Here is a 14,296-nt window from a genome sequence, read left to right on the forward strand (position 1 = left end):
AGGAATGCGCTTCCGCGGAGAACGAGGGCGTCGGACCCCTGCCTTACAGTGGCGACGTGTTCGTCATCGAGGGCCGCGTGGTCTACAGCGCCTCCGACCTCGCCGCGGCCGCGCGCTGTGAGTACGCGCTGCTGCGGGCGTTCGACGTCAAGCTCGGTCGCGGGCCCGCGGTATCCGGAGACGACGAATTGCTGGCTCGCACATCGCAACTCGGCGACGAGCACGAGCAGCGGCACCTCGAGGCGCTGCGCCGCGACAGCGAGGTCACCGTCATCGGCCGGCCCGACTACACCCTCGCCGGCCTGACCGCGGCCGCCGACCAGACGCTGCGCGCGATCGAGCGCAGGGCGCCGGTGATCTTCCAGGCCGCGATGTTCGACGGCCGGTTCGTCGGTTTCGCCGACTTCCTGCTACTCGAAGACTCCGAGGAGGGGCCGCGCTACCGCCTCCGGGACACCAAGCTCGCCCGCTCGGTCAAGGTCGAGGCACTGCTGCAGCTGGCGGCCTACGTCGACACCCTCACCGCGGCCGGGGTGCCCGTGGCGCCGGAGGTGGACCTCGTGCTCGGCGACGGCGCGACCGTCAGCTACCCCGTCGACGAGCTGCTGCCGGTGTACCGACCCCGCCGCGCCGCGTTGCAGCGCCTGCTCAACGACCACCTGGCCGGCGACGCGTCGGTGGCCTGGGAGGACGAGTCGGTGCGCGCCTGCTTCCGCTGCGCCGAATGTGAGCAGGAGGTTCGCGCCCGCGACGATCTGCTGCTGGTCGCCGGCATGCGGGTCAGCCAACGGGCCCGGCTGTTCGACGCGGGCATCACCACCGTGCGCGACCTCGCCGCCCACGACGGCCCGGTCGCCGAACTCTCGGCCCGCACCGTCGGTGCCCTGACCGCGCAGGCCCGGCTGCAGATCGCCGAGCGGCCCGACGGCAAACCGCCCTATCGGCTGGTCGATCCGCAACCGCTGATGGTGCTGCCCGACGCCGACAAGGGCGACCTGTTCTTCGACTTCGAGGGCGACCCGCTGTGGACCGCCGACGGACACGAGTGGGGCCTGGAATACCTCTGGGGTGTTCTGACCGTCGCCGACGAGTTCTCCCCGCTGTGGGCCCACACCCGCGCCGAGGAACGCGCGGCGCTGGTCGCGTTCCTCGACCTGGTGCGCAAGCGGCGGCGGCGCTACCCCGGCATGCACATCTACCACTACGCGGCCTACGAGAAGAGCACGCTGCTGCGGTTGGCCGGCCGCTACGGCGTCGGGGAGCACGACGTCGACGAGCTGCTGCGCGAGGGCGTGCTGCTCGACCTGTATCCGTTGGTGCGCAAGAGCATTCGCGTCGGTACCGAGAACTACAGCATCAAGTCGCTCGAGCCGCTCTACATGGGCAACGAGCTGCGCGACGGCGAAGTGACCACGGCCACTGCGTCGATCACCGAGTACGCCCGCTACTGCGAGCTGCGCGACGCCGGTCACGCCGACGACGCCGCGACGGTGCTCAAGGAGATCGAGGAGTACAACCGCTACGACTGCCGGTCGACCCGCCGGCTGCGGGATTGGCTGGTGGCGCGCGCCATCGAGTGCGGGGTGCCGCCGCGCGGGCCGGTGCCGGTCGACGGCGCCAAGCCCGACGCGGTCGAGGTGGACGCCGTCGAGCGCCGGCTGCGCAAGTTCGCCGGGGACGGTGTGGAGCCGCGCACGCCCGAGCAGACGGCGGTCGCGCTGATCGCCGCCGCGAAGGGCTTCCACAAGCGTGAGGACAAACCGTTCTGGTGGGGGCACTTCGACCGGGTCAACAACCCGGTGGAGGAGTGGTCCGACAGCAGCGGCGTGTTCCTCGTCGACAGCCACGAGATCGCCGAGGACTGGCACCAGCCGCCGAAGGCCCGGAAACCGCAGCGCCGCCTGATCCTTCGCGGGGAGATCGCCAACGGCGATCTGGACCGCGACATGTACGCGCTCTACGACCCGCCCGCCCCGGCGGGACTGGCCGACGACCCGGACCGCCGCGGCTACGGCACCGTGACGGTCGTCGACTGCGACAACGTCGAGGCGCCCACCGAGGTGACCGTCATCGAGCGGCAACCCAAAGGCGGCGACGCCTTCACCCAGGTGCCGTTCGCGCTGACCCCGGGACCGCCGATCAGCACCAAGCCGCTGGCCGAGTCGATCGCCACCGCCGCGCAGGAGGTCGCCGACGCGCTTCCCCGGCTCCGTCCGGGCGCGATGACCGATCTGCTGCTGCGGCGTGCGCCGCGCACTCTCAGCGGCGCCGCCCTGCCCGGCACCGGCGCCAGCGGCAACATCGTCGAAGACATCACCGCCGCGTTGCTCGATCTCGACGCGTCGTACCTCGCGGTGCACGGCCCGCCCGGCACCGGCAAGACGTTCACCGCCGCGCAGGTCATCGCGTCGCTGGTCGTCGACCACGGCTGGCGGGTCGGGGTGGTCGCGCAGGCGCACGCCGTCGTGGAGAACCTGTTCGCCGGCATCCTGCGGGCGGGTGTCGACGCCGATCGGGTGGGCAAGAAGAAGTCCGCGGGCGCACCGTGGCGGGACATCGACGAGAAGGACTATCCGGCGTTCATCGCCGACCACGAGGGCTGCGTGATCGGCGGTACCGCATGGGATTTCGCCAACGACCGTCGTGTTCCGTCCGCATCGCTGGACCTGCTCGTCGTCGAGGAGGCGGGCCAGTTCAGTCTCGCCAACACGATCGCGGTGGCGCGCGCGGCGCGCAACCTGCTGCTGCTCGGCGACCCGCAACAACTGCCGCAGGTCAGCCAGGGCACCCATCCCGAGCCGGTCGACGGGTCGGCGTTGGCGTGGCTGGTCGACGGGCATCACACGTTGCCGTCCGAACGGGGCTACTTCCTGGACCGCTCCTACCGGATGCACCCCGACGTGTGCCGCGCGGTGTCCCGGTTGTCCTACGACAACCGGCTGCACTCCCGTGTGGACGTCACCGCCGCCCGCCGCCTCGACGGCGTCGCGCCCGGAGTCCGCACCCTGGCCGTCGACCATCAGGGCAACGCCACCGACAGCCCCGAGGAGGCCGCGGCCATCGTCGCCACGCTGCGGGAGCTGCTCGGCACCCCGTGGACCGACGAGGACGGCACCCGGCCGCTCGGGCATCGCGACGTGCTCGTCGTGACCCCCTACAACGCGCAGGTGGTGCTGATGCGCAGCCACCTCGACGCGGCCGGCTTCACCGACGTGGCGGTCGGCACGGTCGACAAGTTCCAGGGTCAGCAGGCGCCGGTGGTGTTCCTGTCGATGACGGCGTCGTCGATCGACGACGTGCCCCGCGGAATCGCGTTCCTGCTCAACAGGAATCGGTTGAACGTCGCGGTGAGCCGGGCGAAGTACCTGGCGGTGATCGTGCGGTCGGCGCAGCTGACGGACTACCTGCCCGGCACGCCCGACCGCCTGGTCGAGCTGGGCGCGTTCCTGGCGCTGAGCTCATGTGATACACCGGGCCGATGACCGAAGCGCTGACCGAACGGCTCGCCGCGATCGTGGGCGCCTCGCAGGTGAGCACCGATCCCGACGTGCTCGGCGGCCGTAGCGTCGACTACACCGGGCGCTACCGGGGCCACGCGGCGGTGCTGGTGCGGCCGGGATCGGCCGAGGAGGTCGCGGCGGTGCTGACGGCGTGCCGCGACGCCGGGGTGAGCGTGACCGTGCAGGGCGGCCGGACGTCGCTGGTGGCGGGCACCGTGCCCGAGCACGACGACGTGCTGCTGTCCACCGAACGGCTGCGCGAGATCGATGAGGTCGACACGGTGGAGCGCCGGGTGCACGTCGGCGCCGGGGTGACGCTGGCCGAGGTGCAACGGGCCGCGACGGCGGCGGGACTGGTGTTCGGGGTGGACCTGGCGGCGCGCGACTCGGCCACGGTCGGCGGCATGGCGTCGACGAACGCCGGCGGATTGCGCACCGTCTGCTACGGCAACATGGGCGAACAGGTGCTCGGGCTTGACGTGGTGCTGCCCGACGGATCGGTGGTGCACCGCCACAGCCAGGTGCGCAGCGACAACACCGGCTACGACCTGGCGTCGCTGTTCGTCGGCGCCGAAGGCACGCTCGGGGTGATCACCGGGTTGGATCTGCGCCTGCACCCCACCCCGCGGCAGCGGGTCACCGCGATCTGCGGATACGCCGACCTCGACGCACTGATCGCGACCGCCCGCCTGTTCCGCGACATGGACGGCATCGCGGCGCTCGAGCTCATCGACGCCCGGGCCAGCGCGCTGACCGCCGAGCACGCCGGCGTGGCCGCCCCCGTCGAGGGCGCCTGGAAGCTGCTGATCGAGCTGGCCGGGGACACCGACCTGACCGACCGGCTCGCCGAGGCGCTGTCGGAGGCCGACCTGTGCGGCGAGCCCGCCGTGGGAATCGACGGCGCCGCCCAGCAGCGGCTCTGGCAGGTACGCGAGGCGGTCGCCGATGTGCTCGGCGTCTACGGTCCGCCGCTGAAATTCGATGTGTCGCTGCCCCTTTCGTCGATCACGGCGTTCGCGGCCGAGTCCGCCGAGCTCGTCGCCGAGCACGCCCCCGACGCCATCCCGGTACTGTTCGGGCACGTCGGGGAGGGCAACCTGCACCTGAACATCGTGCGGTGCACGCTGAGCGGTGAGCGCGAGCACGCGCTGTACACCGCGATGATGGCGTTGATCGATCGGCACGACGGCAACGTCAGCTCCGAACACGGGGTGGGCACCCGCAAGCGCGAGTACGTGTCGATGTCGCGCACCGACGCCGACATCGCGGCGATGCGGGCGGTCAAGGCGGCCTTCGACCCCACCGGCTACCTGAACCCCGCGGTGCTGTTCGGCTGACGCGGGGGCGTGACGTAGCGTGTCGGCGATGACCAGCATCGAGGCTGACTATCTCGTCATCGGCGCGGGCGCGATGGGCATGGCGTTCGTCGACACGATGCTCACCGAGACGGACGCGACGATCGTGCTCGTCGACGACAACCACCAGCCCGGGGGCCACTGGAACTGGGTGTATCCGTTCGTGCGGCTGCATCAGCCGTCCGCGTACTACGGCGTGAACTCGCGGGCGCTGGGCAACGAAGACTGGATCGACGAGGCCGGGCCGAACGCGGGCTTCTTCGAGCTGGCCACCGGACACGAGGTGTGCGCCTACTACGACCAGGTGATGCGCCACCAGCTGCTGCCCACCGGCCGGCTGTCGTACTTCCCGTCGTCGCACTATCTGGGCGACAACAGGTTTCGGACCCTCGACGGCGCCGAGCACACGGTGGCGGTGCGGCGCCGGGTGGTCGATGCGACGTACCTGCTGACGGTCGTGCAGTCGATGCGTTCGGCGCCGTTCTCGGTCGACGACGGCGTGGACGTCGTCACCCCCAACGACCTGCCGCGCCGGGCGGCGGGCCGCGAGCACTACACGATCGTCGGCGGCGGCAAGACCGGCATGGACTGCTGCCTCTGGCTGATGCGCTCCGGCGTCGGGCCCGAGCGACTGCGGTGGATCATGCCGCGCGACTCGTGGCTGCTCAACCGCGCCCACATCCAGCCCGGCGAACGGTTCGTCAAGACGATGCGGGAGTCGATCGCCTCCCGGATGGCCGCGATCGCCGAGGCGACGTCGATCGACGACCTGTTCCTGCGACTCGAGGCCGACGGCACCGTCTTCCGGCTGGATCCGAGTAGGACGCCGACCATGTACCACTGCGCCATCGTCTCCGCCGGGGAACTCGAGCAACTGCGTCTGATCCAGGACGTGGTGCGGCAGGGCCACCTGGAACGCGCCGAGCACGACCGCATCGTGCTGCGCGACGGCGAACTCGAAGTGCCGGCGCCGTCGCTGTACGTGGACTGCACGACCCAGGGGCTGCCGCGCCCCCCGTCGGTGCCGGTGTTCGACGGTGACCGGATCACGCTGCAGAGCGTGCGCGGATGCCAGCAGGTGTTCAGCTCGGCGTTCATCGCCCACGTCGAAGCCGGCTACGCCGACGACGCCGCCCGCAACGACCTGTGCGCGCCGATCCCCCACCCCGACGCGCCGGTCGACTGGCTGCGAATCCTGCTCTCCGACAACGAAGCTCAGGTGCGCTGGCTCAAGGACCCCGAGCTGATGGACTGGCTGAAGGCGTGCCGGCTCAACGTGCTGCGCGACCTGTTCCCCGACTTCACCGACAAGCCGCGGGTGCGTGACCGGGCGTTCGGGGCGCTGACGTCGGCGCTGACGAAGACCAACGCGCAGCTCGAAGCCCTGATGGAGCGCGGCTAGGCGGATTCCGGCCCGCGCGAGTGCCTGCCGTAGGAGTTCGCGTCGCCGTCGACGGGAGATCCGTTGTGCCCGTTGCGGGGCGCCGACTCGGCCAGCAGCTGATCGAGGATGGTGCGCCACTCGTGGGTCGTCGTCTCGGCGTCCGCGCCGGCCGGCGGCTCGGGAGTGGCCCGGCTCAGCACGTCGGTGTCGGCCTCGGCGCTGGAATCGGGCCCGGAATCGGTGCCGCCCCAGTCGACGACGTACTCGACGTACTCGTCGTCATCGGCGGCGAAGTCACCGTCATCGTCGACGCGATCGTCCGGCTCGGCCTCCGGCGCGGCCGGGGTGAACCGGGTGCCGACCATGCCGATCAGGAACAGCGCGGCCACCACACCGAACAACGCGATGAAGGCGGGCAGCAGCATCGCCTGCGACATCGCGGCCGCGAACGGGGCGTGCAGGAAGCCGGGCAGCTGCGCGACGGAGCCCTCGGACTGCGGAGCCGCGTCGGCCGCGCCGGGCATCTCCGCCGAGAGCCGGGACGCCATGAACGCGGCCATACCGGCGCTGCCCAGCACCGAGCCGACCTGCCGCGTCGTGTTGTACACCCCGGATCCGGCGCCGGCCAGCTGCGGCGGCAGGTTGCGGGTGGCCGTGGCGGCCAACGGCGACCAGATGAACGCCATCCCCACACCCATCGCGGTCAGCGGAAGCACCAACCGCCAGATCGGGGTCGTCGGCGTCATCTCCACCGACAGCCACGTGAGCCCGATCGCCATCACCGAGAACCCGAAGCCGATGACCGGGCGCGGGTGTGCGCGGTCGACGATCTTGCCGACCGCCGGGGCCAGCACCCCGGTCGCCACCGCCATCGGCGCGGTCAGCAGCGCCGCCCGCGTCGGCGTGAGCCCGCACACCGCCTGGGCGTAGAACATCAGCGGCAGGATCATCGACGTCGCGACGAACCCGATCGTCGCGACACCGATGTTGGACATCGAGAAGTCGCGATCCCCGAAGATCACCAGCGGGATGAGCGGCTCCCCGCGGTTGACCGACTGCCACACCACGAACGCCGCCATCACCGCGACACCGATCGCCATTGTGGCCCAGATCCACGGCGCCCAGTCGTGCGACTGACCCTCCTGCAGCGCGAACACGATCAGGAACATGCCGACCCCGGAGAGCACGACACCCGGCAGGTCGAAGTGATGGCTCTGGGTGGGCAGCGACGGAACCAGGCGCACGGCCAGCGCCAGCCCGATCAGGCCGACCGGCACGTTGACGAAGAAGATCCACTGCCACCCCAGGTGGTCGACCAGCACGCCGCCGGCCAGCGGCCCCACCAGCGTGGCCACCCCGGCCGTCGCCCCCCACACACTCATCGCGACACCGCGCCGCTCCGCCGGGAACGTCCTGGTGATCACCGAGAGGGTCTGCGGGGTGAGCAGCGCCGCGCCCACCCCCTGCAGCACGCGGGCCGCGACCAGCACGCCGATCGTGTCGGCCAGCCCGCACCACAGCGAGGCCAGCGTGAACACCGTCAGCCCGAGCAGGTAGACGTTCTTGGGCCCGTACCGGTCGCCGAGGCGCCCGGCGATCAGCAGCGGCACCGCATACGCCAGCAGGTAGGCGCTGGTCACCCAGATCACCGCGTCGTAGCCGACCCCCAGGTTGGCCATGATCGCCGGGTTCGCGACCGCGACGATGGTCGCGTCGACCAGGATCATGAAGAAGCCGACGAGAAGCGCCCACAGCGCGTGCCAGGGGTTCACCCCCGGCGCGCGCGGCGTCACGGATTCGAGCATGGTGGAAGACAACTGGGCATCAATCGACGAATGGCTACGGTTTCGGCCGACGCTACGGACCGGCGAGATTCACGACAAGTCGGCGCCCGCCGCGACGGCGTCCGGGTCGGCGGCGGGGGCACGGTGCTCGCCGGTCAGCAGGAGTGCGCCCAGCGCGACGATGACGCCGGTGGCCATCACGGCCGCCATCGCCAGTTCGTCGTTGCCGAGCACGCCGACGACCGGCGCGACGGCGGCGCCCATCCCGAACTGGAACGCGCCCAGCAGCGCCGCGGCGGTGCCCGCGGCGTCGGGGTGGCGCGTCAGCGCGACCGCAGGGGCGTTCGGGATGACCAGCCCCATCGCGGCGAGGATGGCCCACACCGGCAGGACGAACCCGAACAGTCCGCCGATGTGCGCCGCGGACACCGCGACGAACACCACACCGGCCAGCGCTGCCGCGGCCAGCGCCCACACCATGATCTGCTGCGGCGAGAAGCGCCGCAGCAGCACGACGTTGCACTGGGTGGACCCGATCAGCGCGATCGCGCCCGCGCCGAACACCAGCGCGAACGCCGTCTGCCCGAGGCCGTAGCGGCCCTGCAGCACGAACGAGGCGCCCGCGATGTAGGCGAACAGCCCGGACATGCCCAGCGCGCCGACCAGCACCAGCATCACGAACCGGGTGTCGCGCAGCAGCTCGACGTAGGTCCGGGCGATGCCGGTCACCTTCAGCGGCCGCCGATGCCCGACCGGGAGGGTCTCCGGCAGCGCCAGCACGGCCATGACCAGCAACGCGCCCGCGGCGACGACCAGGGCGGCGAACACCCAGTGCCAGGAGGCGTGCAGCAGCACCGCGGCGCCCAGCGACGGAGCCAGCACGGGTGCGACGCCGAGCACCAGCATCAGCCGCGACATCACCGTCGCCGCGACGTTGTCCTTGTACAGATCGCCGACCACCGCGATCGCCACCACCATGCCGGCCGCGGCGCCGACGCCCTGCAGCCCGCGGGCGATGCCCAGCACCGCGATGTTCGGGGCGAACAGGCACAGCAGCGACGCCAGCATGTGCAGCACGATGCCGCCGATCAGCGGCCTACGGCGGCCCAGCGAGTCCGACAGCGGACCGATGATCAGCTGCCCGAGCGCCAGGCCGGCCAGCGTGCCGGTCAACGTCAACTGCGCCACCGACGACGACACCGACAGGTCGTCGGCGATCTTCGGCAGCGCGGGCAGGTACATGTCGATGGTCAGCGGGCCCAGTGCCACGAGCAGGCCCAGCACCACGATCATCCGGATCCGGCCGGGCTGGGCCGCGGGTGCGGTGTCCAGCGGCGTCACGTCCACGTCTGGGGATACTGCCATGCAACTGGTTAGCGCGGCTTCCCGATAAATCCTTCCCCTCACGGCGAACAGTGACCGCCGTCACGGTGCGGCACCCCGCGCGAACCGCCGTTCGTTGTCTGCGTGTTTCCAGGGACTAGCCTGGAGGTTCGCACGACGAGAGGTCGCCGATGAGTGCATGGTCACGGGCCAAGAGCCAGGAGCTCGCGGTCAACGACGAGGACCCCGGCGCCGCGGCCAAGGCGCTGAGCCAGATCATCGAGCGTGGAGCGCGGGTCCAGGGGCCCGCCGTCCGGTCCTATGTCGCACGGTTGCGGGCCGCCAACCCCGAAGCCGGGCCGGCCGAGATCGTCGGCAAGCTCGAGAAGCACTACATGGCGGCGGTGATGGCCAGCGGCGCGGCCGTCGGCTCGGCGGCCGCCTTCCCCGGGATCGGCACGCTGGTGGCGATGTCCGCGGTGGCCGGCGAGACCGTCGTGTTCCTGGAGGCGACGGCCGTCTACGTGCTGGCCGTCGCCGAGGTGTACGGCATTCCCGCCGACCACCGGGAACGGCGCCGCGCGCTCGTGCTGGCGGTGCTCGTCGGCGAGGACAGCAAGGGGGCGGTGGCCGACCTGCTCGGCCGCGGCCGCACCAGCGGCGGCTGGCTGTCCGACGGCGCGGCGTCGCTGCCGCTGCCCGCGGTGTCCCAGCTCAACAACCGGTTGCTCCGATACTTCGTCAAGCGCTACACGCTCAAGCGCGGCGTGATGATGTTCGGCAAGATGCTGCCGGTCGGCATCGGGGCGGTCGTCGGCGGCGTCGGCAACCGGATGATGGGCAAGAAGATCGTCGCGAACGCGCGCAACGCGTTCGGCGCCCCGCCGCCGCGGTGGCCTGCGCCCCTGCATCTGCTGCCCGCACCGCGCGCCTGAGCGCGCTCCGCAGACCGTTGAGCGGCACCCCGTGCGCCGCTCGACGTGTCCGCAATGACCATAAGGACGTTGCCTGGTCCCGCCGATCGCAGAAGCGCTAGCCTTTATACGGCGGAAACGCGGGTGACCGCACACCGGGTTCAACAAGGGGTGGCCGGCTGCAGCGGAGCACTGGCCGGGAACGAAGAATTGAGGCGAACAGCAGCCGTGAATTCACCTTCACCATTCGGTCAGAACGAGTGGTTGGTCGAAGAGATGTACCGCAAGTTCCGCGAGGATCCCTCGTCGGTGGACCCGAGTTGGCACGAGTTCCTCGTCGACTACTCCCCCGAACCCACCACCGACGCCACCGCCGGCGGCAACGGCTCCTCCGCCCCGCGCCGGTCGACCCCGGTGAGTCCGCCCGAACCCGCGCCGGCGCCGCCGCCGAAGGCCGCGAGCAGTAACGGCACGCCGAAGGACAAGGCGCCCGACAAAGCGCCCGAGAAGCCCGCCGAGAAAACTCCGGAGAAGCCGAAGGTGTCCGAGAAGACGCAGCAGAAGGCTCCGGAGAAGAAGGAACCGGCTCCGGCCGCCAAGGCCCCGGAGAAGGCTCCCGAGAAGAAGGCCGCGCCGGCGAGCGACGGCGACGAGACCCAGGTGCTGCGCGGCGCCGCGGCGGCCGTCGTCAAGAACATGTCCGCGTCGCTGGAGGTGCCGACCGCCACCAGCGTGCGGGCCATCCCGGCCAAGGCGATGATCGACAACCGCATCGTCATCAACAACCACCTCAAGCGCACGCGCGGCGGCAAGATCTCGTTCACCCACCTGCTGGGTTACGCGATCGTGCAGGCGGTCAAGAAGTTCCCGAACATGAACCGGCACTTCGCCGAGATCGACGGCAAGCCCACCGCGGTGACGCCGGCCCACACGAACCTGGGTCTGGCGATCGACCTGGTGGGCAAGAACGGCCGCCAGCTCGTCGTGGCGTCGATCAAGAACTGCGAGGCCATGCGGTTCGGACAGTTCATCGCGGCCTACGAGGACATCGTGCGCCGGGCCCGCGACGGCAAGCTGACCGCCGAAGACTTTGCGGGCGTGACGATTTCGCTGACCAACCCGGGCACCATCGGCACCGTGCACTCGGTGCCGCGGCTGATGCAGGGCCAGGGCGCGATCATCGGCGCCGGCGCGATGGAGTACCCGGCGGAGTTCCAGGGCGCCAGCGAGGAGCGCATCAACGAGGTCGGCATCGGCAAGCTGATGACGCTGACGTCGACCTACGACCACCGCATCATCCAGGGCGCGGAGTCGGGCGACTTCCTGCGCACCGTCCACCAGTTGCTGCTCGACGACGAGTTCTACGACGAGATCTTCCGTGAGCTCGGCATCCCCTACGAGCCGGTGCGCTGGCGCATCGACAACCCGGACTCGATCGAGGACAAGAACGCCCGCGTCATCGAGCTGATCGCGGCCTACCGCAACCGCGGCCACCTGATGGCCGACATCGATCCGCTGCGGCTGGACAACACCCGCTTCCGCAGCCACCCCGATCTGGACGTCAACACCCACGGGCTGACGCTGTGGGACCTCGACCGCGAGTTCAAGGTCAACGGGTTCGCCGGCCAGACGCACAAGAAGCTGCGCGACATCCTGGGCCTGCTGCGCGACGCGTACTGCCGCCACGTCGGCGTCGAGTACACCCACATCCTCGAGCCCGAGCAGCAGCAGTGGCTGCAGGACCGCATCGAGATCAAGCACGAGAAGCCGACGGTCGCCGAGCAGAAGTACATCCTGAGCAAGCTGAACGCCGCCGAGGCGTTCGAGACCTTCCTGCAGACCAAATACGTTGGGCAGAAGCGGTTCTCGCTGGAAGGCGCGGAGACCGTCATCCCGATGATGGACGCGGCGATCGACCAGGCCGCCGAGCACGGGCTGCACGAGGTCGTCATCGGCATGCCGCACCGCGGCCGGCTCAACGTGCTGGCCAACATCGTCGGCAAGCCCTACAGCCAGATCTTCACCGAGTTCGAGGGCAACCTGAACCCGTCGCAGGCGCACGGCTCCGGCGACGTCAAGTACCACCTCGGCGCCACCGGCACCTACATCCAGATGTTCGGCGACAACGACATCGCGGTGTCTCTGGTCGCCAACCCGAGCCACCTCGAGGCCGTCGACCCGGTGCTGGAAGGCATCGTGCGCGCCAAGCAGGACATGCTCGACACCGGCGAGGAGACCAACGGGTCCAACGACTTCACCGTCGTGCCGATGATGCTGCACGGCGACGCGGCGTTCGCCGGGCAGGGCGTGGTCGCGGAGACGCTCAACCTGGCGCTGCTGCGCGGCTACCGCACCGGCGGCACGATCCACATCATCGTCAACAACCAGATCGGCTTCACCACCTCGCCGTTCGACTCGCGCTCCTCGGAGTACTGCACCGACGTCGCGAAGATGATCGGCGCGCCGATCTTCCACGTCAACGGCGACGACCCCGAGGCCGCGGTGTGGGTGGCCAAGCTCGCGATGGACTTCCGGCAGAAGTTCAAGAAGGACGTCGTCATCGACATGCTGTGCTACCGCCGGCGCGGGCACAACGAGGGCGACGACCCGTCGATGACGCAGCCCAACATGTACGACGTCATCGACACCAAGCGCGGGGTCCGCAAGAGCTACACCGAGGCGCTGATCGGCCGCGGCGACATCTCGATGAAGGAAGCCGAAGACGCCCTGCGCGATTACCAGGGGCAGCTGGAGCGGGTCTTCAACGAGGTCCGCGAACTCGAGAAGCACGCCATCGAACCCAGCCACTCCGTCGAGTCCGACCAGATGGTGCCCGCGGGCATGACGACCGCGGTGGACAAGTCGCTGCTGCAACGCATCGGCGACGCCCACCTGGCGTTCGACGAGGAGTTCAACGTGCACCCGCGCGTCAAGCCGGTGCTCGAGAAGCGCCGCGAGATGGCCTATGAGGGCAAGGTCGACTGGGCGTTCGGCGAACTGCTGGCGCTGGGGACGTTCTTGGCCGAGGGCAAGACGATCCGGCTGACCGGGCAGGACACCCGCCGCGGCACGTTCACCCAGCGGCACTCGGTGATCATCGACCGCAAGACCGGCAAGGAGTTCACGCCGCTGGATCTGCTGACCGTCGACTCCGACGGCAACCCGACCGGCGGCCGGTTCATGGTGTACGACTCGGCGCTCTCGGAGTACGCCGCGGTCGGTTTCGAGTACGGCTACTCGGTGGGCAACCCCGACGCGCTGGTGCTGTGGGAGGCGCAGTTCGGCGACTTCGTCAACGGGGCGCAGTCGATCATCGACGAGTTCATCAGCTCCGGTGAGGCCAAGTGGGGTCAGCTCTCCGACGTCGTGCTGCTGCTGCCGCACGGTCACGAGGGGCAGGGCCCCGACCACACGTCGGGCCGCATCGAGCGTTTCCTGCTGTTGTGGGCCGAGGGGTCGATGACGATCGCGATGCCCTCGACCCCCGCGAACTACTTCCACCTGCTGCGCCGTCACGGCCTCGACGGGATCCACCGGCCGCTGATCGTGTTCACGCCGAAGTCGATGCTGCGCAACAAGGCCGCGGTCAGCGACCTCAAGGAGTTCACCGAGCAGAAGTTCCGCTCGGTGCTCGAGGAACCCACCTACGACGAGGGTGACGGCGACCGGTCCAAGGTCACCCGCATCCTGCTGACCAGCGGCAAGCTGTACTACGAGCTGGCGGCGCGCAAGACCAAGGACAAGCGCGAGGACGTGGCGATCCTGCGCGTCGAGCAGCTGGCGCCGCTGCCCCGGCGACGGCTCGCCGAGACGCTGGACCGCTACCCGAACGCCAGGGAGAAGTTCTGGGTGCAGGAGGAGCCGGCCAACCAGGGTGCGTGGCCGACCATGGGGCTGACGCTGCCCGAGCTGCTGCCCGACCACCTCGCCGGGATCAAGCGGATCTCCCGGCGGGCGATGTCGGCGCCGTCGTCAGGGTCGTCGAAGGTGCACGCCGTCGAGCAGCAGGAGATCATCGACGAGGCGTTCGCCTGAC

The 14,296-nt window shown here is 70.1% G+C and carries 7 protein-coding genes; 5 read left to right on the forward strand and 2 right to left on the reverse strand.

What is annotated here, in order from left to right; translation table 11 throughout:
* Positions 1-56 precede the first annotated feature (56 nt).
* Genes MCHLDSM_RS30275 through MCHLDSM_RS30285 form a run of 3 tightly spaced genes read left to right on the forward strand, consistent with a single transcriptional unit; the run spans position 57 to position 6,257 of the window.
* Positions 57-3,482 (forward strand): TM0106 family RecB-like putative nuclease, encoded by a 3,426-nt coding sequence (locus MCHLDSM_RS30275; RefSeq protein WP_048473496.1) that lies wholly within the window; start codon positions 57-59, stop codon positions 3,480-3,482.
* Positions 3,479-4,837 (forward strand): FAD-binding oxidoreductase, encoded by a 1,359-nt coding sequence (locus MCHLDSM_RS30280; protein WP_048473497.1) that lies wholly within the window; start codon positions 3,479-3,481, stop codon positions 4,835-4,837. Before MCHLDSM_RS30275 ends, MCHLDSM_RS30280 begins: the two co-directional genes overlap by 4 nt.
* Before the next feature lie 28 nt (positions 4,838-4,865).
* Entirely contained in the window at positions 4,866-6,257 is a 1,392-nt protein-coding gene (locus MCHLDSM_RS30285; RefSeq protein WP_048473498.1) for an NAD(P)/FAD-dependent oxidoreductase, read from the forward strand.
* On the opposite strand, the gene MCHLDSM_RS30290 is transcribed toward MCHLDSM_RS30285, so the two are convergent.
* Positions 6,254-8,044 (reverse strand): MFS transporter, encoded by a 1,791-nt coding sequence (locus tag MCHLDSM_RS30290; protein ID WP_048473499.1) that lies wholly within the window; start codon positions 8,042-8,044, stop codon positions 6,254-6,256. The two genes, MCHLDSM_RS30285 and MCHLDSM_RS30290, sit on opposite strands and share 4 nt — an antisense overlap.
* A gap of 69 nt (positions 8,045-8,113) precedes the next feature.
* On the reverse strand, positions 8,114-9,388 hold the full coding sequence (locus MCHLDSM_RS30295; protein ID WP_048473500.1) for a multidrug effflux MFS transporter: 1,275 nt from the start codon (positions 9,386-9,388) through the stop codon (positions 8,114-8,116).
* 149 nt (positions 9,389-9,537) lie between these two features.
* Here MCHLDSM_RS30295 and MCHLDSM_RS30300 point away from each other — a divergent pair, with 149 nt between their 5' ends.
* The gene (locus tag MCHLDSM_RS30300; RefSeq protein WP_048473501.1) at positions 9,538-10,281 is read left to right on the forward strand and encodes a hypothetical protein; all 744 of its coding nucleotides are present in this window, start codon (positions 9,538-9,540) and stop codon (positions 10,279-10,281) included.
* 255 nt (positions 10,282-10,536) lie between these two features.
* On the forward strand, positions 10,537-14,295 hold the full coding sequence (locus MCHLDSM_RS30305; protein ID WP_234714274.1) for a multifunctional oxoglutarate decarboxylase/oxoglutarate dehydrogenase thiamine pyrophosphate-binding subunit/dihydrolipoyllysine-residue succinyltransferase subunit: 3,759 nt from the start codon (positions 10,537-10,539) through the stop codon (positions 14,293-14,295).
* The last annotated feature ends 1 nt before the right edge of the window (position 14,296 follow it).

Origin of the sequence: Mycolicibacterium chlorophenolicum, assembly GCF_001044235.1 — a bacterium.
In the GTDB taxonomy this organism is placed as follows: Bacteria; Actinomycetota; Actinomycetes; order Mycobacteriales; family Mycobacteriaceae; genus Mycobacterium; species Mycobacterium chlorophenolicum.